At 57.1% G+C, this 18,392-nt stretch carries 15 protein-coding genes and 1 other RNA gene; 9 read left to right on the plus strand and 7 right to left on the minus strand.

The window, feature by feature from the left end; genetic code table 11:
- Positions 1–180 precede the first annotated feature (180 nt).
- The 4 genes from ssrA to IV01_RS24055 all read right to left on the minus strand — a co-directional run bounded on the left by ssrA (position 181) and on the right by IV01_RS24055 (position 5,822).
- Positions 181–578, minus strand: a transfer-messenger RNA (tmRNA) gene (gene ssrA, locus IV01_RS26050).
- Between the two features lie 112 nt (positions 579–690).
- Positions 691–975 carry a hypothetical protein gene (locus IV01_RS24065; protein WP_032624935.1) on the minus strand — a complete coding sequence of 95 codons (285 nt, stop codon included), beginning with the start codon at positions 973–975 and terminating at the stop codon, positions 691–693.
- 207 nt (positions 976–1,182) lie between these two features.
- The gene (locus tag IV01_RS24060; RefSeq protein WP_032624936.1) at positions 1,183–3,993 is read right to left on the minus strand and encodes an FAD-binding and (Fe-S)-binding domain-containing protein; all 2,811 of its coding nucleotides are present in this window, start codon (positions 3,991–3,993) and stop codon (positions 1,183–1,185) included.
- A 137-nt stretch (positions 3,994–4,130) separates the two neighbouring features.
- The gene (locus IV01_RS24055) at positions 4,131–5,822 is read right to left on the minus strand and encodes a lactate permease LctP family transporter (protein ID WP_032624937.1); all 1,692 of its coding nucleotides are present in this window, start codon (positions 5,820–5,822) and stop codon (positions 4,131–4,133) included.
- Between the two features lie 291 nt (positions 5,823–6,113).
- On the opposite strand from IV01_RS24055, the gene IV01_RS24050 reads away from it, so the two are divergent.
- Positions 6,114–6,881, plus strand: a complete 768-nt coding sequence (locus IV01_RS24050) for a GntR family transcriptional regulator (protein ID WP_032624938.1) — start codon at positions 6,114–6,116, stop codon at positions 6,879–6,881.
- 136 nt (positions 6,882–7,017) lie between these two features.
- Here the strand turns inward: IV01_RS24050 and smpB are convergent, their stop codons facing one another.
- Complete coding sequence (gene smpB / locus IV01_RS24045) at positions 7,018–7,500, minus strand: SsrA-binding protein SmpB (RefSeq protein WP_032624940.1); 483 nt, start codon at positions 7,498–7,500, stop codon at positions 7,018–7,020.
- 331 nt (positions 7,501–7,831) lie between these two features.
- Here smpB and IV01_RS24040 point away from each other — a divergent pair, with 331 nt between their 5' ends.
- Both IV01_RS24040 and IV01_RS24035 read left to right on the plus strand, forming a co-directional pair.
- Positions 7,832–8,266 carry a type II toxin-antitoxin system RatA family toxin gene (locus tag IV01_RS24040; protein ID WP_032625023.1) on the plus strand — a complete coding sequence of 145 codons (435 nt, stop codon included), beginning with the start codon at positions 7,832–7,834 and terminating at the stop codon, positions 8,264–8,266.
- Complete coding sequence (locus IV01_RS24035) at positions 8,259–8,570, plus strand: RnfH family protein (RefSeq protein WP_032624941.1); 312 nt, start codon at positions 8,259–8,261, stop codon at positions 8,568–8,570. Before IV01_RS24040 ends, IV01_RS24035 begins: the two co-directional genes overlap by 8 nt.
- 74 nt (positions 8,571–8,644) lie before the next feature.
- Here the strand turns inward: IV01_RS24035 and IV01_RS24030 are convergent, their stop codons facing one another.
- The gene (locus IV01_RS24030; RefSeq protein ID WP_032624942.1) at positions 8,645–9,166 is read right to left on the minus strand and encodes an outer membrane protein assembly factor BamE; all 522 of its coding nucleotides are present in this window, start codon (positions 9,164–9,166) and stop codon (positions 8,645–8,647) included.
- 98 nt (positions 9,167–9,264) lie between these two features.
- Between IV01_RS24030 and fur the strand changes: the two genes are divergently transcribed.
- Complete coding sequence (gene fur, locus IV01_RS24025; protein ID WP_032625026.1) at positions 9,265–9,672, plus strand: ferric iron uptake transcriptional regulator; 408 nt, start codon at positions 9,265–9,267, stop codon at positions 9,670–9,672.
- Between the two features lie 455 nt (positions 9,673–10,127).
- Here fur and recN read toward each other — a convergent pair whose 3' ends face one another.
- Complete coding sequence (recN, locus tag IV01_RS24020) at positions 10,128–11,801, minus strand: DNA repair protein RecN (protein ID WP_032624943.1); 1,674 nt, start codon at positions 11,799–11,801, stop codon at positions 10,128–10,130.
- Positions 11,802–12,074: 273 nt separating this feature from the next.
- On the opposite strand from recN, the gene grpE reads away from it, so the two are divergent.
- From grpE to carA, 5 genes are all read left to right on the plus strand, one after another.
- Positions 12,075–12,638, plus strand: a complete 564-nt coding sequence (grpE, locus tag IV01_RS24015; protein ID WP_032624944.1) for a nucleotide exchange factor GrpE — start codon at positions 12,075–12,077, stop codon at positions 12,636–12,638.
- A gap of 104 nt (positions 12,639–12,742) precedes the next feature.
- Positions 12,743–14,662: a molecular chaperone DnaK gene (dnaK, locus tag IV01_RS24010; RefSeq protein ID WP_032624945.1), complete on the plus strand. Its 1,920-nt coding sequence runs from the start codon at positions 12,743–12,745 to the stop codon at positions 14,660–14,662.
- A 325-nt stretch (positions 14,663–14,987) separates the two neighbouring features.
- On the plus strand, positions 14,988–16,124 hold the full coding sequence (dnaJ, locus tag IV01_RS24005; protein WP_032624947.1) for a molecular chaperone DnaJ: 1,137 nt from the start codon (positions 14,988–14,990) through the stop codon (positions 16,122–16,124).
- Positions 16,125–16,144: 20 nt separating this feature from the next.
- The gene (gene dapB, locus IV01_RS24000) at positions 16,145–16,948 is read left to right on the plus strand and encodes a 4-hydroxy-tetrahydrodipicolinate reductase (RefSeq protein ID WP_032624948.1); all 804 of its coding nucleotides are present in this window, start codon (positions 16,145–16,147) and stop codon (positions 16,946–16,948) included.
- Between the two features lie 268 nt (positions 16,949–17,216).
- The gene (carA, locus tag IV01_RS23995; protein ID WP_032624950.1) at positions 17,217–18,353 is read left to right on the plus strand and encodes a glutamine-hydrolyzing carbamoyl-phosphate synthase small subunit; all 1,137 of its coding nucleotides are present in this window, start codon (positions 17,217–17,219) and stop codon (positions 18,351–18,353) included.
- Positions 18,354–18,392: the final 39 nt, after the last annotated feature.

Consider the following 18,392-nt stretch of genomic DNA (forward strand, 5'->3'; position numbering starts at 1 on the left):
GAGATGCTGAATGACTGCATCACATTCGCTGATTTTCTACATCACCAGGCTCTAGCCGCAGATGTGGCTGTGTTAGCAAGGCTGCTCTGAAGCTGGCATCACGCAACCTCAACAACCTTTCTTGCAGCCACAAAAAAAGCACCTGCGTCGCCGCGAGGTGCTTTTTTGTACTGCTGGATTTGGTGGAGCCGGGGGGATTTGAACCCCCGTCCGCCAGTACTCCGCTGTCGGTCCTACATGCTTAGCCGTGTCTATTAAGTTAACCCTCAGCGACCCGACGGGCAGGGTGCTTTGGGCGAGCTGTGTAAGTTTTAGCCGATTCGTCCACAGCGTACTGCACGGCGATTCTGTTCTATATGACAATCACTTCGGGTTTACAGACATCCCCTAGTGATTGCTGGGCCCGAAGGCACCAGAAGCTCAGGTTCTAAGGCTGCTTACGCAGCTAGAATTTCTTCCTGGCCGTAGTTAGCGTCATTGGCAACTATAAGTAGTTGCAACAGTGGATTTACGACTTCTGTTACCAAGTCGGCATGCACCTAAAGTTTCATCACCGGCGTCGAATCCTAATCGGCCCCAGCTGACTGCTTTCGCGGTCAGGTCGTGGAGTGTACTCCAACGAGGCGTTCGCGTCGACCTTCTGACGCAAACCACCTGCGGGCCAGCCATGTGTCTGGCCCGGCTGGTGTTTTACTTGGCGCCTTCGCTGCCCGAGCCGATGTTTTTCAACGCAGTGATTTGTTTGGTGGTGATCTCGATGCACTCTTTTTCGTTACCAGCAGCTTTAGCGGCCATCGCAGCTTTTTCAGTTTTCTCGATTTCCATTTTGTCGTCAGCCGACATGTTGGTAGCCGAGGACGTGTGAGCATCCTTCAGAGCTTGAAGGTTGGCATCACAGAGGTCATCTGCGGCAAAAACCGGGGAACCCAACAGTGCAGCGGTGAGGAACAAACCTGTGAGTGCTGTGCGCTTCATGGTGTATCTCCTTAAGCCTGTGGACTCGGTGTGGCCGGTCGATAAGGCCTGTGCCGAGGTCTGAAAATAGCCCGACTTCATTGGCGGGCTTAAACAAACTGACTGTCCACAAACGCAGGGGTTCTATTTTTTTTTGCACTCATGTGAAAAAGCCATATTTGACGATCTCGGCACCAAAATAGGGCGAACGCCGCTTCTATGCGGCGATCAGGTGGTTTTGGCCTGTGTGACGCGATCCACCAGATACACCAACCCGTGGTAGTCGATACCTCCATGTTGGGTCAGGCCAATCTCGCATGTGCGGCTGGTGGAGATGCCTTCGCTGCAATACTGCACGGCGTCCTTGAGAGAGCGCAGCGAGTGGGCATTCAGCTCGGGGGTGGTGAAGCCTTTGTCGCCCGCGAAGCCGCAGCAATGGATGCCTTCGGGGATGACCACGTTGATGCTGCACAGCCTTGCCAGTTCGATCAGCGCCTGGCTTTCTCCCAAATGTTGAGTGCTGCACGTGACGTGAACGGCGATGGGTTCCCGTTGCGGGGTGAAGGTCAGTTTGTCCAGCAGATGAGTGCGGATAAATCGCACGGGATCGTACAGATCCAGGCGGGTGTCCTTGAGGTCTTGCACCAGGCGCAGGGTGCAGGGGCTGGTATCGCAATAGATCGGATCAAGCCCGCCACGGCTGGCTTTGCTCAGGGCGGCGAGCAGTTCTTCGCGCTTGCTGTCAGCCTGTTCGTTGTAACCTTTTGATGCAAATGGCTGGCCGCAGCAGAGGCTGTCCTGGTCCTCGGGGAACACCACTTGGTACCCGGCTTTCTCCAGCAGGCCGCGTGTTTTGTCCATGAGCGACATTTGCTCTTTGTCAGCCGCGGCCGGGCCCATCACTCGGGACACGCAGGCCGCCAGGTAAACCACGCGTGGGCGCTGATCTTCAACTGGCGGCGTAAAGCTGATCGCATGCTCGGCCTGAGGCATGGCGGGTGTCCACTGTGGCACGCGGCCGGCTGATGCTTTGCTGAGCGCGGCGGAGATTTTCGCCAGGCGTGGAGCACCCAGCAGCATGCGCGCACCGTTGGCGGCGTGCAGGGTGAAGCGCGCGCCTTGCAGCATGGTTCTGAAGTGCTGGGCCATCCAGCCTGCCACCTGGCGGTGGCTGGCCTCCTGGCTACGCAGCTTTTTGACCAGTTCCCCGGTGTTTATCCCCACCGGGCAGCGTTGCGCGCACAAGCCGGTCGCGGCGCAGGTTTCGATGCCCTGATAGTGGTAAGCCTTTTCCAGTTCGTCGGTATTGATACCGGCGCGTTTGCGGGCCTGAATGTCGCGCCAGATCACAATGCGCTGGCGTGGGCTGAGGGTCAGGCCTTTGGAAGGGCAAACCGGCTCGCAAAAGCCGCACTCGATGCATTTATCGATGATTTCATCAGCGGCTGGCAGGGGTTTCAGGTGCTTCAAATGGATCTGCGGATCCTCGCTCAGCACCACGTCTGGGTTAAGGATGCCGTTAGGGTCGAGCAGGCGTTTGAGTTGCCACATCAGTTGATAGGCATCACTACCCCATTCCAACTCGACAAAGGGCGCCATGTTGCGACCGGTGCCGTGTTCGGCCTTCAATGAGCCGCCGAATTCCACCGCCACCAGCTGCGCAACGTCTTCCATGAACGCTTGATAACGCGCGACTTCTTCCGGGTTGTTGAAGCCCTGGGTGAAGACGAAATGCAGATTGCCCTCCAGGGCATGGCCGAACAGGATGGCTTCGTCGTAATGATGTTTGTCGAACAGTTCGATCAGCCGACGCACGCCGACGGCGAGTTGCTCGACCGGGAAGGTGACGTCTTCGATGATCACCGTCGTCCCGGTCAATCGCACAGCGCCGACGGCAGGGAAGGTGTCCTTGCGGATTGCCCACAGGCGGGCGTTTTCCACAGGGTCTTCGGTGAAGTCGACCTGCTTTTCCACGGGGAACGAAGCAAGGGAGCCCATGATTTGCGCCAGTTGCTCATGGAGCAGTACGCGCGAGGCGGCACGGGCTTCGATGAGCAGCGCGCAGGCGTTGCTCGACAGTTCGCGCACAAAAGCCGGCATTCCCGGTTTGTCCTGCACCGAGCGCATGCTGCGGCGGTCGAGCAGTTCTACTGCGGCGACGGGCTGGGTTTTCAGCACGGTGACTGCGTTGCAGCAGGTTTCCACATCCGGGAAAACAATCAGGGCTGACGCTTTGCTGGGGTGGTCGACCACGGTGTCGTAGGTAACCGAGCTGATAAAGCCCAGGGTACCTTCGGAACCCACCAGCAGGTGGCTGAGGATATCCAGCGGTTCCTCATAATCCACCAGGGCATTAAGCGACAGGCCAGTGGTATTTTTCAGACGGTATTTGTGGCGAATTCGAGCGGCCAGTTCGGCGTTGGCACGGGTTTTTTGGCCGAGTACTGACAGCTGTTGCAGCAGGTCGGCATGGCTGATGCGAAAAGCCGCGACGCTCTGTGGGTCTTCAGTGTCCACTGCCGTGCCATCGGCCAGTATCAGCCGCATGCCCGCCAGGGTGTGATAGGTATTTTGCGCGGTGCCGCAGCACATGCCGCTGGCGTTGTTGGCGACGATCCCGCCGATTTTGCAGGCGTTGATCGACGCTGGGTCGGGTCCGATCTTACGGCCATACGGAGCGAGCCAGGCATTGGCGTGCGCGCCGATCACCCCGGGTTGCAGGCGGATTTGTGCGCCTTCATCGCGTAGTTCGCGGCCATTCCAATTGTCACCCAGCACCAGCAGTACCGAATCACTGATGGCCTGGCCTGACAAGCTGGTGCCCGCTGCGCGGAAAGTGACCGAGACCTTGTCGCGCTGGGCCAGCTTGAGTAGCTGCACCACTTCATTTTCTGATTCAACCCGGATCACCAGCTTGGGAATCAGCCGATAAAAGCTGGCGTCGGTGCCGAATGCCAGGGTCGACAATGCGTCGTCGAAGCGCCTTTGTTCGGGGATCAGCTGTCGGGCGTCGCGCAGGAAGGCGGCGGGCAGGCTCATGCATCCTCCAGAGTCAGCACATCAAGGCATGAGCGCCGTGTGCGTCGTACAGGTAAAACCGCTCGGCAGACCAAGCAGTTGGAAAAGAGTCGACGGCGCAGGTGAGTGCGCCGTCGGGTTGCGCAGTGTTGCGTCTATCAATGCACCAGCATGCCGGTGAACCAGTAGGCCTGGGCGTAGGTCATGCAGCCGATGATGGTGGCAAAGAAAATGCTGTGCTTGAGGGTAAAGCGGAACAGATCGGATTCCTTGCCCACCAATCCGGTGGCTGCGCAGGCCACGGCGATGGATTGCGGCGAGATCATCTTGCCGGTTACGCCGCCGGTGGAGTTGGCCGCCACCATCAACACATCGCTAACGCCCACCTGATGCGCAGTGGTCGCCTGCAAGGAGCCGAACAGCGCGTTGGACGAGGTATCCGAGCCGGTCAGGAACACGCCCAGCCAGCCGAGGAACGGCGAGAAGAACGGGAACGCAGCGCCGGTACCGGCCAGAACCAGCGCCAGTGTCGACGACATGCCTGAGTAGTTCATGACAAAGGCGAAGGCCAGCACCATACCGATGGAAACTATCGCCCAGCGCAGTTCTTTCAGCGTTTCCTTGAAAGTGGTCAGGCCAGTGAGGGGGCTGATTCTCAAGACGAACATCGCGAGGATGGCCGAGAACAGAATCGCGGTGCCCGATGCGGCAATCAGGTCGAATTTGTATACCGCTGGCATGGCCGTGATGTTGGCGACGATAGGGGCAGTTTTCATCACCAGCTGGTCCAGATGCGGAATCGGCAGGTTGAAGGTCCACGCCTGCATCGCGCCACCGGCGGCGAACATTGCTTTGAAGGGCTTGAGGGTCCAGATGGTGACCATTACCGTGAGAATCAGGAACGGTGACCAGGCTTTGATGATCTGCCCGAGTGTGTAAGGCGATTTCACCGAATTGCGTGGCTGACCGAAGCCGCCCGGGCTGCCGATGATGGCTGCGCCACCGGAACCGATGACCGCGCTTTCAGTGGCGCGCTGTGGCTGCCAGACCTTCAGGAACAGGGTCAGGGAAACCATGCTGACCAAGGCTGAGGTGATGTCCGGCAGCTCAGGGCCGATGTAGTTCGAGGTGAAGAATTGGGTAATCCCGAAACTCGCCCCCGCCACCAGCGCGGCTGGCCAGGTTTCCTTGACGCCTTTGAGGCCGTCCATCATGAACATCAGCCAGAACGGCACGAAGAGTGACAGGAAGGGCAGTTGCCGACCGGCCATGGCGCCGATCTTGAACGCATCAATCCCGGACACTTGGCCAGCAACGATCACCGGAATCCCCAGCGCGCCGAAAGCAACCGGCGCTGTGTTGGCGATCAGGCACAGGCCCGCAGCGTAGAGGGGGTTCAGGCCGAGACCAACCAGCAGCGCAGCAGTGATCGCCACTGGAGCGCCGAAACCGGCTGCACCTTCGAGGAACGCGCCGAAGCAGAAAGCGATCAGGAGGACTTGCAGGCGCTGGTCGTCGGTGATCGACATGACCGAGCTGCGAATGATCTCGAACTGTCCGCTCTTGACGGTCAATTTGTAGAGAAAAACGGCGGCTACGATGATCCAGGCAATCGGCCACAAGCCGTATGCAAATCCATACCCCGCGGCTGCAATCGCCATGTCGGCCGGCATCTGGAAGGCGAATATCGCCACCAGCACAGACAAGACCAGCGTGATACTACCGGCGATGTGGCCTTTGAGCCTGAACACCGCTAATGCGAGAAAGAAAAACACGATGGGAATGAGTGCAGCGACGGCCGAAAGGCCCAGGCTGCCCAGCGGAGTGTAGAACTGTTGCCAGGTTTGCATATGTATGGCCCCGAATTATTTTTGGATAGGCTCAAAAGGTCTTGTAGCGAAGTGAAGGTTAGTCACTAATGATCATTTGTAAATTGGTAATACCAATTTACAATGTCGTGATCGTAGGGTAGAAGCCTTGCTATTGCTGTGTCAATTTGAGTTGGTGCGACTTTCGTCGCAGATTTCGTTGAATTCTCAACTGACACGCCATTGGCGGCTTCATCTGAGGGGTGTTTGCGTAGCGGCAATCAGCCAGAATGTGCGGTCCCGGTAACTGATCGGGGATGTGGAGTGAGGGTTATGGGCTTTGATCAGGTGCGTCAGCGCCGTTTGTCTGACGATATTGTGGAACAGCTGGAAAAAATGATTCTGGAAGGCACGCTCAAGTCGGGCGGTCGCTTGCCTGCCGAGCGTGCCCTGGCGGAGCAGTTCGGCGTTTCACGGCCTTCACTGCGTGAGGCGATTCAGAAGCTGACCGCCAAAGGCTTGCTGGTAAGTCGGCAGGGTGGCGGCAATTATGTGGTGGAAAATATCGGCTCGACGTTCAGTGATCCGCTGCTGCACTTGCTCGAAAGCAGCCCGGAGGCTCAGCGGGATTTGCTTGAGTTTCGTCACACCCTGGAGGCGTCCTGCGCTTATTACGCGGCCATGCGCGCCACTGATCTAGACCGAGAACGGCTGCGACAGGCTTTTGAAACACTGCAGGATTGCTACTCACGAGCTGGCGAGGTCAGCCGGGCAGAGGAGGGTGCTGCCGATGCGAGCTTCCACCTGGCAATTGCCGAAGCCAGTCATAATGCGGTTTTGCTGCATACGATTCGCGGCTTGTTTGATCTGCTCAAGCGCAACGTGGTGATCAATATCGGCGGGATGTACAAGCAACGCAGTGAAACCCGCGACATGCTCATCAGTCAGCACCGGGAGCTCTATGCGTCGATCATCGAAGGTCGTGCGGACGACGCGCGGGAGATTTCCAGTCAGCATCTGCTTTATGTTCAGGAGGTGCTGGAGGAGGTCAGGCAGCAGGCTCAGCGCACGGCTCGGGCTGAGCGGCGCAATGGGATGTGAGATTGGGATTGTGCGGTTTAACCCGTGGGACCGGCTTTAGCCGGGAAGGCGGCGCTCCTGCCTATACAGAATCTGCGACTGTACCGGCCTCTTCCCGGCTGAAGCCGGTCCCACGTGGGATGATCAGGCAGGACGACTAATCATCCTTGCCCTTGGTCCGCACGGCACGTTGCAGCTCGCGATCGGAATCGCGTTCACGCTCGGTGTGGCGCTTGTCGTATTCCTTCTTGCCTTTACCCAGAGCAATTTCACACTTGATCAAGTGCTGTTTCCAGTAAAGGGAAAGGGCCACGCAGGCATAGCCTTTTTGCTGAACAGACGTGGTCAGCTTTTCAAGCTCACGCTGGTTCAGCAACAGTTTGCGGGTACGTGTCGGGTCAGCGATGACGTGGGTGCTTGCGGTCGTCAACGGCGAGATATGGCTACCCATCAGCCATGCCTCACCGTCTTTGAGCAGCACGTAACTGTCTACCAGCTGTACCTTGTTGGCACGCAGACTTTTTACTTCCCAGCCAGCCAGGACCAGACCGGCCTCGAACTTGTGTTCGATGAAGTAATCGTGACGCGCCTTTTTATTTTGCGCGATGGTCCCTGTAGGGTGTTTCTTGAGCTTAGCCATAGGCGACGCATTATAGGGACTCGCTTCAAACTCGGCTATGGGCAACCTGCGTGCTTGAGCACGTTGGTTGAATCCCGGACAATGCGCCTGCTTCGACGGGCTGTGTTCTTCGCCCTGAATCGAAACCCGGTAGCATTTAGAGCGAACCGATGCAGGCTTGTCGGGTCGACTGATCACCCTGCGACTTTTCGTCGATGAGTGACCGCTACCGTATTGCAGGTTTGGGTGACGGGCCTTGGCGCTCTTTGCTTTGACGTTCTTTTGATGCGCTATGTGGCGCCGTTCGGCGGACCTGTCGGGTTTGCCGCTCAGCTTTGGAAGTGACGCTGACATGACTACGCATATTCAACGTTCTGCCCTTTTACCTTACCCGGCTCAGGTTCTCTACGACCTGGTCAATGATGTCGCCCGCTACTCTGAATTCCTGCCATGGTGCTCCGCCGCCAAAGTGCTTGATGCGAGCGAAGGCCATATGCGCGCCAGCCTGGAAATCGCCAAGGGCGGGTTGAGCCAGCATTTCGTTACACAAAACACCCTGGTGCCAGGGCAGTCCATCGTGATGGATCTGGTGGAAGGCCCGTTCAATCAGTTGCACGGTGTCTGGACGTTCAAGGCTCTGGGCGAAAAGGCCTGCAAGATCAGCCTGGATCTATCCTTCGATTACGCCGGTCCCATCGTGCGGGCTACCTTGGGTCCGCTGTTCAATCAGGCGGCCAACACGTTGGTTGACGCCTTTTGCCAGCGGGCGAAAGAGCTGCATGGCTGAGCACATGATTTCGGTCGAGGTGGTCTACGCTGCCGTTGATTGTCAGGCGCTACTCAGTATCAGCGTGCCCATTGGGACGACTGTCCGGCAGGCTTTGTTGCTGGCTGAAGTGACTAGCGCTTTTCCAGAGCTGGATGTCGCCCATTGCCCTGTCGGTATTTTTGGCAAAGTGGTGGATGGGGAGCGGGTACTGGAGAACAGGGAGCGCATCGAGATCTACCGACCGTTGCTGGCCGACCCCATGGAAGTTCGGCGTCTACGGGCAGCCAAGGCGGCGAAGGCGCGGAAGGATCTGACTAAATAGCGTCTTTGCTTCTCAAAGCAAACTGCAGATAGCAAAAAGCCCGGCATGCCGGGCTTTTTCTTTCGCTGCCGTTATTACTGCGGCGATGTTTCCAGCGGTTCCTGGCTAGGTACCGGCACGGTCTCGACTTTGTCGACGTCGTTCTGGATCTGCTCCAGCATCGAGCCCGGCTTCGGTGGCTCTTCTGCTTTTGGCTGTTCGCCATTGGCCGGCGTGACGTTGGTGTCATTGCCGCGACCCAGAATGGCGTCATCACGGCTTACGCCTGGCATGAAGTCGCCATTGAGGCTGACAAGCTGATCGTTGCTATTGAAGATCAGAGTCATGCGTTCTTGCTGACGTTCACCACCGCCTGGCTGCAGGCTGTACAGGTAATCCCAGCGATCAGCGTGGAAAGTGTCGGTCAGCAGAGGGTTGCCCATGATAAACCGTACTTGCCGTCGGGTCATTCCCGGCCTTAACTGGTCTATCATGTCCTGCGTGACGACATTGCCTTGCTGGATGTCGATTTTGTAAACCCCGGGGAATGAACAACCGGCGAGTGCGAGCAGTCCCACGAGGGTGAAACTGGTTAGCAGGAGCTTGGTGTTTTGCATCGGTGGGCGACTTCCACTATCTTGGCTGGGACAACGTAAACCCCGATCATACCTGCATTAAGAGAAGCTGCGAAGCAGCGTCTGCGAGAAAGCTGACCATGGTTGAAAATAGCGAACTACGAAAAGCCGGACTTAAAGTGACCCTGCCACGGGTCAAAATACTACAAATGCTCGATTCTGCCGAGCAGCGACACATGAGTGCCGAGGATGTTTACAAGGCTCTCATGGAAGCTAGCGAGGACGTCGGACTGGCCACGGTTTACCGTGTCCTGACCCAGTTCGAAGCTGCCGGATTGGTGGTTCGCCACAACTTCGACGGTGGACATGCGGTATTCGAACTGGCTGACGGCGGCCACCACGACCATATGGTCAATGTGGAATCTGGTGAAGTGATCGAATTCTTCGACGAAGGAATCGAGAAGCTCCAGAAGGCGATCGTCGAGAAGCACGGGTACGAGTTGGTGGATCACAACCTGGTACTGTACGTGCGCCAAAAAAAGGCTTAAGTCTTTTTTGCGGCAAACAGCGAAGGCGACCTTAGGGTCGCCTTTGTGCGTTTTTGGGGGGGCAGAAAGGGTTTTGGAACCCTGAGATTTAATTCTGTGGCAGATTCTATGTTTGCCTGCATTCCATTTTCGTAGGACCAGCTTTCGCCGGGAGAGCTGCGTTTCTGACAAAGGAGATGCAACGACTGTACCGACGTCCTCCCGGCTTAAGCCGGTCATACGGGTTCAACTGATCTGTGGGTGCTTTCCCGCGATTCAGGCGCTGGGGTCTGTCAAATACACGGCGTTATCGTTCTTCGCGGGCAAGCCCAGCTCCAATAGATAACCACGGTTCCTGTAAGAGCTCACGAGCACCGCGAGGCAGCGCTAGCGGTGTGTCTGATGCACCGCCATCGTGGCCTCGCGGTGCTCGCGCGCTCTTACAGGGGCGGGGCGCATTTCGATTCGGCGAAGGCTCAGCCCTTGGCTGTGACCACCATCTTCTTGGCATGAGCCAATGATTCTTTGGTCAGGTCTATGCCGCCCAGCATGCGCGCCACTTCTTCTATGCGTTCGGTCTTGCTCAGTTTCGAGACGGCAGTGCGCGTTGCTTCGCTGTCTCGAACCTTGTGCACAAACAAATGCTGATGGCCCTGAGCCGCCACTTGAGGCAAGTGCGTTACCGTCATCACCTGGCCGCGGTCCCCGAGTCTTCTTAGTAGTTGGCCAACAATCTCTGCCGTTGGCCCGCCGATGCCGACGTCCACTTCATCGAATACCAGCGTGGGTACCCGCGACGTTTGTGCGGTGATCACCTGAATCGCCAGACTGATACGCGAAAGCTCGCCACCGGACGCAACCTTGGCCAGTGCCTTTAAAGGTTGGCCAGGGTTGGCACTGACCAGCAGTTCGACTTGCTCCAGCCCGTTGGGTAACAACTCTTTTTCGGGGTTAGCTTTGAGTGCGATGCTGAAGCGTCCGCCCGGCATACCCAGGCGCTGGATTTCATGTTCGACGGCTGTTGCAAGCTCCGGCGCCGCGCGATGACGCAGGTCGCTCAACTCCCGTGCCTTCTCTTTATAGTGGCGAGCGAAGGAAGCCAGTTCGTTTTCCAGGCGCTCGATTGCCTCGTCATTGGCATTCAGTGTTTCGATTTCATCCAGCAGCTTTTGCTGAAGTGTCGCCACTTCCGTGGGTTGGATACGATGCTTGCGCGCCAGCGTATAGATCGCGTCGAGCCGTTCTTCCAGTTGTTGCAGGCGCGCCGGATCGGCGTCGAAATGGTCAAGGAAGCGATTGAGCTCGCCCATGGCCTCTTCCACTTGAATCTGCGCGCTGGACAGCAGGTTGGTCGCTTCACTCAAGGCCACGGGCGAATCATTGACGCTGCCTAGCCGGTGCAGACTGGCGGTCAATGCATTGAGCACATTGCCGGAATCGTCTTCGCTGCATTGCTCAACCACCTGACGGCAGATGCTCAGCAGGCTTTCGGCGTTGGTCAGGTTTTTGTGTTCCTGTTCCAACTGTTCCAGTTCATCCTCGCCCAGGCTCAGGCTTTCCAGCTCTTCCAGTTGATAACTCAGGAGCTGGTGACGTGAACGCTGTTCATCGCCGGAATTGGACAGGCGGTCAAGCTCCTGACGTGTCTGACGCCAGCGTTGCGCGGCAAGCTGAACCTGACGGGCAAGATCGGTTGCGCCAGCGTATTCATCCAATAGACGGCGGTGGGTATCAGGCTTAAGGAGCGACTGGTGCTCGTGCTGGCTGTGAATATCGATCAGCAACTCGCCCAGCGCCTTCAAATCGCCTTGGGGGCATGGGGTGCCATTGATGTAAGAGCGCGAGCGACCTTCGGCAGTGATGACTCGGCGCAGAATGCACGGGCCATCGTTGTCCAGATCGCGTTCCTGCAACCAGGTCTGGGCTTCGGGAATATCTGCCAGATCAAAAGTTGCCAGGATGTCGGCTTTTTCCGCGCCAGGGCGAACCACGCCACTGTCAGCGCGATCACCCAGGGTCAGGCCCAATGCATCGAGCATGATGGATTTGCCAGCACCGGTTTCGCCGGTGATTACGCTCATGCCTCGGTCCAGCTCGAGATCGAGATGTTCAACGATGGCGTAGTTATGTACGGAAAGGTGCACCAGCATGGAGTGGCTCCCAGGCGATTTGTCTGGTTATTTATACAGTGTTTTATTTGCTGCTGACAATGCCCTGATTTGGCCTTGTTCGATGTCATTCATCCTTTTTGTAGTCGATCCGGGAAATTGTTCAAGCCGGATAAGGGCTTGGCGGTGACCGGAAAATTTGTGCGGGCTTTCATCGATCTGCGTGAATTCGCTCTTGAAGCTGAGAAATCCGCTCCCATATAGGGGGACAGAAGCGCGAGTTGAGCTCGCGGACGTATTTGAAAGGAGAAATCTATGGCTGACGAACAGAATCTGGATGCGCAGACTCAGGACCAGACTGCCGATGCAGTTTCCGGTGAAGAATTGGTGACCCGCGTGCAAGTGCTCGAAGAGCAATTGGCTGCGGCGCAGGACCAGTCCCTGCGAGTGGCTGCGGATTTGCAGAACGTCCGCCGCCGTGCAGAGCAAGATGTAGAAAAGGCCCACAAATTCGCCCTCGAGAAATTCGCTGGCGATTTGCTGCCGATTGTCGACAGCCTGGAGCGCGGGCTGGACCTGTCCAATCCGGACGACGAAAGCATTCGTCCGATGCGTGAAGGTATCGAGCTGACGCTGAAAATGTTCAACGACACCCTCAAGCGTTATCAGCTCGAAGCCATTGATCCGCACGGCCAGCCATTCAACGCCGAGCACCATCAGGCAATGGCGATGCAGGAAAGCGCGGATGTCGAGCCAAACAGCGTATTGAAAGTGTTCCAGAAGGGTTATCAGCTCAATGGTCGTCTGCTGCGCCCGGCAATGGTCGTGGTCAGCAAGGCTCCATCGCCTGTTCAGCCATCAATTGATGAGCAGGCTTGAAATCAGCTGTCTGGCCCCCATTTATAGGCCAAGCGTTTAAGAGCTACCGCAATTTGTAAACGCAGTTGCGGCAACCAAATTCAAAATTTTCGGGAGAGTCAAAGATGGGCAGAATTATCGGTATCGACCTGGGGACCACCAACTCCTGCGTCTCCATTCTGGAAAACGGCAACGTCAAGGTTATCGAGAACGCCGAAGGCACTCGTACTACACCTTCGATCATTGCTTACGCAAATGACGGCGAAATTCTTGTTGGCCAATCGGCCAAGCGTCAGGCAGTGACCAATCCGCATAACACCCTGTACGCGGTGAAGCGTCTGATCGGTCGTCGTTTCGACGAAGAAGTCGTGCAGAAAGATATCCAGATGGTCCCTTACAAGATCGTCAAGGCTGACAACGGCGACGCATGGGTCGAAGTCAACGGTCAGAAAATGGCTCCGCCGCAGATCTCCGCTGAAATCTTGAAAAAGATGAAGAAGACTGCCGAAGACTACCTCGGTGAAGCAGTGACTGAAGCGGTGATCACCGTTCCGGCTTACTTCAACGATAGCCAGCGTCAGGCGACCAAAGACGCCGGCCGCATCGCGGGGCTGGACGTAAAACGTATCATCAACGAACCAACCGCAGCCGCTCTGGCTTATGGTATGGACAAAGCGAAGGGCGACCACACTGTCATCGTTTATGACCTGGGTGGCGGTACTTTCGACGTTTCGGTTATCGAAATTGCTGAAGTTGATGGCGAGCACCAGTTCGAAGTGTTGGCGACCAACGGCGACACGTTCCTGGGTGGTGAAGACTTCGACATCCGTCTGATCGACTACCTCGTTGACGAATTCAAGAAAGAAAGCGGCATGAACCTCAAAGGTGATCCGCTGGCCATGCAGCGCCTGAAAGAAGCCGCTGAGAAAGCCAAGATCGAATTGTCTTCGAGCATGCAGACCGACGTTAACCTGCCGTACATCACTGCAGACGCTACCGGTCCTAAGCACTTGAACGTGAAAATCTCCCGCTCGAAGCTGGAATCGCTGGTTGAAGACCTGGTTCAGCGCACCATCGAGCCATGCCGTATCGCTCTGAAAGATGCTGGTATCGACATCGGCGCTATCAACGACGTGATTCTGGTCGGTGGTCAGACTCGTATGCCGCTGGTTCAGAAGCTGGTTACCGAGTTCTTCGGCAAAGAAGCACGTAAAGACGTTAACCCGGACGAAGCTGTGGCAATGGGTGCTGCTATCCAGGGCGCGGTATTGGCTGGTGACGTTAAAGACGTTCTGCTGCTGGACGTTAGCCCGCTGACGCTGGGTATCGAAACCATGGGCGGCGTGATGACTGCGCTGATCGAGAAAAACACCACGATTCCTACCAAGAAATCCCAAGTGTTCTCGACTGCCGACGACAACCAGGGCGCTGTGACCATTCACGTGCTGCAGGGTGAGCGTAAGCAAGCTGGTCAGAACAAGTCTCTGGGCAAGTTCGACCTGGCCGAGATTCCACCAGCACCACGTGGCGTTCCACAGATCGAAGTAACTTTCGACATCGACGCCAACGGCATCCTGCACGTCGGCGCCAAAGACAAGGCGACCGGCAAGCAGCAGTCGATCGTGATCAAGGCTAACTCGGGTCTGTCCGAGGAAGAAATTCAGCAGATGGTTCGTGATGCTGAAGTCAACGCTGAAGAAGATCGCAAGTTCGAAGAGCTGGCAGCAGCCCGCAACCAGGGCGACGCACTGGTTCACTCGACTCGCAAAATGATTTCCGACGCTGGCGACAAGGTCACTGCCGAAGAAAAAACTGCGATCGAAGCTGCGCTGGTTGCTCTGGAAGCTGCTGTCAAAGGCGACGACAAAGCTGCTATCGACGCCAAGGTTGAAGAGCTGTCCAAAGTGTCGGCACCTGTTGCCCAGAAAATGTACGCCGAGCAGGCTGAGCAGCCACAAGGCGGTGCTCAGGCGGCGAAGGAAGAAGCCAAGCCTGCTGACGACGTTGTCGATGCAGAGTTTGAAGAAGTGAAAGAAAACAAGTAAGCGCAGGCTCACTTGTAAGCCAGTTGCCCGCTTTTGGGCGGTGACTGGTAGGATGTCGCCGCGCGGGAGCTTGCTCCCGCGTTGGCGTGTCTGGAACAAGCGAAATTTTCTGGTCAGTGGTTTATGTACCGCTGGCCCATGTGGCAAGGCCGTTATGCTCCTGCATGGCGGCTTGTTCTGCCGCTTTCTCGGTCTGTCTGGCCGTTGAAATAGAAACCAGGATCGTTGAATTGACGTGAGTTGGGTCCGGGCCTGTATGGGGCTCAACGAGTTTGGCAAGGCTCAGGAGGGTTTTGCCGGACGTCCTCAAGAGTGCGGAAGAATTATGGCAAAGCGTGACTATTACGAAGTATTGGGGGTGGAGCGAGGCTCCAGCGAAGCAGATCTGAAGAAGGCTTATCGTCGTCTGGCGATGAAGCATCACCCTGATCGCAATCCTGACGATAAAGCGTCTGAAGAGCTGTTCAAGGAGGCCAACGAGGCCTACGAAGTTCTTTCCGATGCCAGCAAGCGTGCGTCTTACGACCAGTACGGTCATGCCGGTGTTGATCCGAGCATGGGCGGTGGCGGTTTCGGTGGTGGCGCAGGCGGTGCGAATTTCTCCGACATTTTCGGCGACGTGTTCAGCGACTTCTTCGGTGGCGGTCGCGGCGGTGGTGGTGGACGTGGCGGCGCACAGCGCGGTAGTGATCTGCGTTACACCCTGGAACTGAATCTCGAAGAGGCTGTGCGCGGTACGACGGTCAACATCCGCGTTCCGACATTGGTCAACTGCAAACCGTGCGACGGTTCCGGTGCCAAGAAGGGCTCATCGCCGGTGACCTGCCCTACGTGTGGCGGTATCGGTCAGGTTCGTATGCAGCAAGGCTTCTTCTCGGTGCAGCAAACCTGCCCGCGTTGCCATGGCCACGGCAAAATCATTTCCGACCCGTGCGATTCCTGCCACGGCGAAGGTCGTGTTGAAGAATACAAAACCCTGTCCGTCAAAGTGCCGCCTGGTGTTGATACTGGTGACCGCATTCGTCTGTCGGGTGAGGGTGAAGCGGGCACTCAGGGTGGGCCGACTGGCGACCTGTACGTCGTGATCAATGTTCGTGAGCACGCGATTTTCCAGCGCGATGGCAAGCATCTGTTCTGCGAAGTGCCGATCAGCTTCACTGACGCTGCCTTGGGCGGCGAGCTTGAAGTGCCAACCCTCGATGGTCGCGTGAAACTGAAGATTCCTGAGGGTACGCAGACCGGCAAGCAATTCCGTCTGCGTGGCAAAGGCGTTGCTCCGGTACGTGGCGGCGGTGCGGGTGACTTGATGTGCCGTGTGGCCGTAGAGACACCGGTCAATCTGGGTCGCCGTCAGCGCGAACTGCTGGAAGAGTTCCGCTCAACGCTTGAGGGTGATAGCTCTCACTCACCGAAAGCCACGGGTTGGTTCGACGGTGTGAAGCGTTTCTTCGGCGATCTGTAACGCTTTAACGGGAGCAGAATATGCGACGTATTGCTGTGATGGGCGCCGCTGGGCGCATGGGCAAAATCTTGATCGAAGCCGTTCAGCAAGCGCCAGGCGCGGGTTTGACGGCGGCGATCGATCGTCCGGATAGCACGCTGGTGGGTGCAGACGCAGGCGAGCTGGCTGCACTGGGTCGCATCGGTGTGCCTTTGTCGGGTGATCTGGCCAAAGTGGTCGATGAGTTCGATGTGCTGATCGACTTCACGCATCCTTCAGTGACGCTGAAAAATCTGGCGTTCTGCCGCAAGGCCGGCAAAGCCATGATTATCGGCACGACCGGTTTCAGTGCTGAAGAGAAGCTGCGCATCGCCGAAGCGGGCAAAGACATTCCAATCGTCTTTGCTGCCAATTTCAGCGTGGGTCTTAACCTTTGCCTGAAGTTGCTTGATACCGCTGCGCGCGTGCTGGGTGATGATGTGGATATCGAAATCATCGAAGCTCACCACCGGCACAAAGTTGATGCGCCTTCGGGCACTGCCTTGCGTTTGGGTGAAGTGGTTGCGAATGCCTTGGGTCGTGATCTTGAGAAGGTCGCGGTTTATGGTCGTGAGGGTCAGACCGGCGCGCGTGATCGCCAGACCATCGGCTTTGCGACTATTCGGGCTGGCGATGTAGTAGGTGATCACACCGTACTGTTCGCCGCAGAGGGTGAGCGTGTCGAGATCACGCACAAGGCATCCAGCCGCATGACCTTCGCCAAGGGCGCGGTTCGTGCTGCGTTGTGGCTTGAGGGTCGCGAGGCAGGCTTGTACGACATGCAGGACGTGCTTGAACTGCATTGATCGCCTGATCATGCAGCAGAGGCGCAACCCGTCAACAGCAGGGTTTGCGCCTTCTATTTCCCGCTCGAGGGAACTTCTGTCGCAATCCCCCGTCTTTTTGCCTCATTGGCGGTAGACCAAAATAGCCTTTTTCTGTAAGCTACAGCTTTAGTGTGTCCACTAAAAGCGCGCAGATGATTCCATAAGAAAGCGGGGTGACGTAACTACGTCATTCCGCTTTTTTGCAACCTGCGAACGCCCTTTCAGGCTTTACTTACGGGAGGTCTTCTTGACTAAGCCAGCCATACTCGCCCTTGCTGATGGCAGCATTTTTCGCGGCGAAGCCATTGGAGCCGACGGTCAAACCGTTGGCGAGGTAGTGTTTAACACTGCCATGACAGGCTATCAGGAAATCCTTACCGATCCTTCCTATGCCCAGCAAATCGTAACTCTGACTTACCCGCACATCGGCAACACCGGCACCACGCCGGAAGATGCTGAATCTGACCGCGTCTGGTCTGCTGGCCTGGTCATCCGTGACCTGCCGCTGGTTGCCAGCAACTGGCGCAACAAGATGTCCCTTGGCGATTACCTGAAAGCCAATGGCGTGGTAGCGATCGCCGGTATCGACACCCGTCGCCTGACCCGCATCCTGCGTGAGAAAGGCGCTCAGAACGGCTGCATCATGGCCGGTGACGATATTACTGAAGAAGCGGCAATCGCAGCAGCGCGCGGTTTCCCGGGCCTGAAGGGTATGGACCTGGCGAAAGTCGTCAGCGTCAAGGAAAGCTACGAATGGCGTTCCAGCGTCTGGTCACTCAAGACTGACAGCTGCCCGGAAATCCCGGCTAGCGACCTGAAGTACCATGTTGTTGCCTACGACTACGGCGTCAAGGTCAACATCCTGCGCATGCTGGTTGAGCGTGGCTGCCGCATCACCGTGGTGCCAGCTCAGACGCCAGCGAGCGAGGTCCTGGCGCTCAAGCCGGACGGCGTGTTCCTGTCTAACGGACCTGGCGACCCTGAGCCTTGCGACTACGCGATCAAGGCCATCAAGGAAGTACTGGAAACTGATATTCCGGTATTCGGTATCTGCCTGGGTCACCAGTTGCTGGCCCTGGCTTCCGGTGCCAAGACAGTAAAAATGGGTCACGGCCACCACGGTGCCAACCACCCGGTTCAGGATCTGGACACTGGCGTCGTGATGATCACCAGCCAGAACCACGGCTTCGCAGTCGATGAAGCGACTTTGCCCGGCAACGTTCGCGCCATCCACAAGTCGTTGTTCGACGGTAGCCTGCAAGGCATCGAGCGCACCGACAAGGACGCCTTCAGCTTCCAGGGTCACCCTGAAGCAAGTCCGGGCCCTACCGATGTGGCTCCGCTGTTTGATCGCTTTATCGAAACCATGGCCAAGCGACGCTGAGCGGTTGCCTTGAGAATGTAATGCGCAGCTGCCGGGCCG

Source organism: Pseudomonas syringae (assembly GCF_000737245.1).
Classification (GTDB): domain Bacteria; phylum Pseudomonadota; class Gammaproteobacteria; order Pseudomonadales; family Pseudomonadaceae; genus Aquipseudomonas; species Aquipseudomonas syringae_J.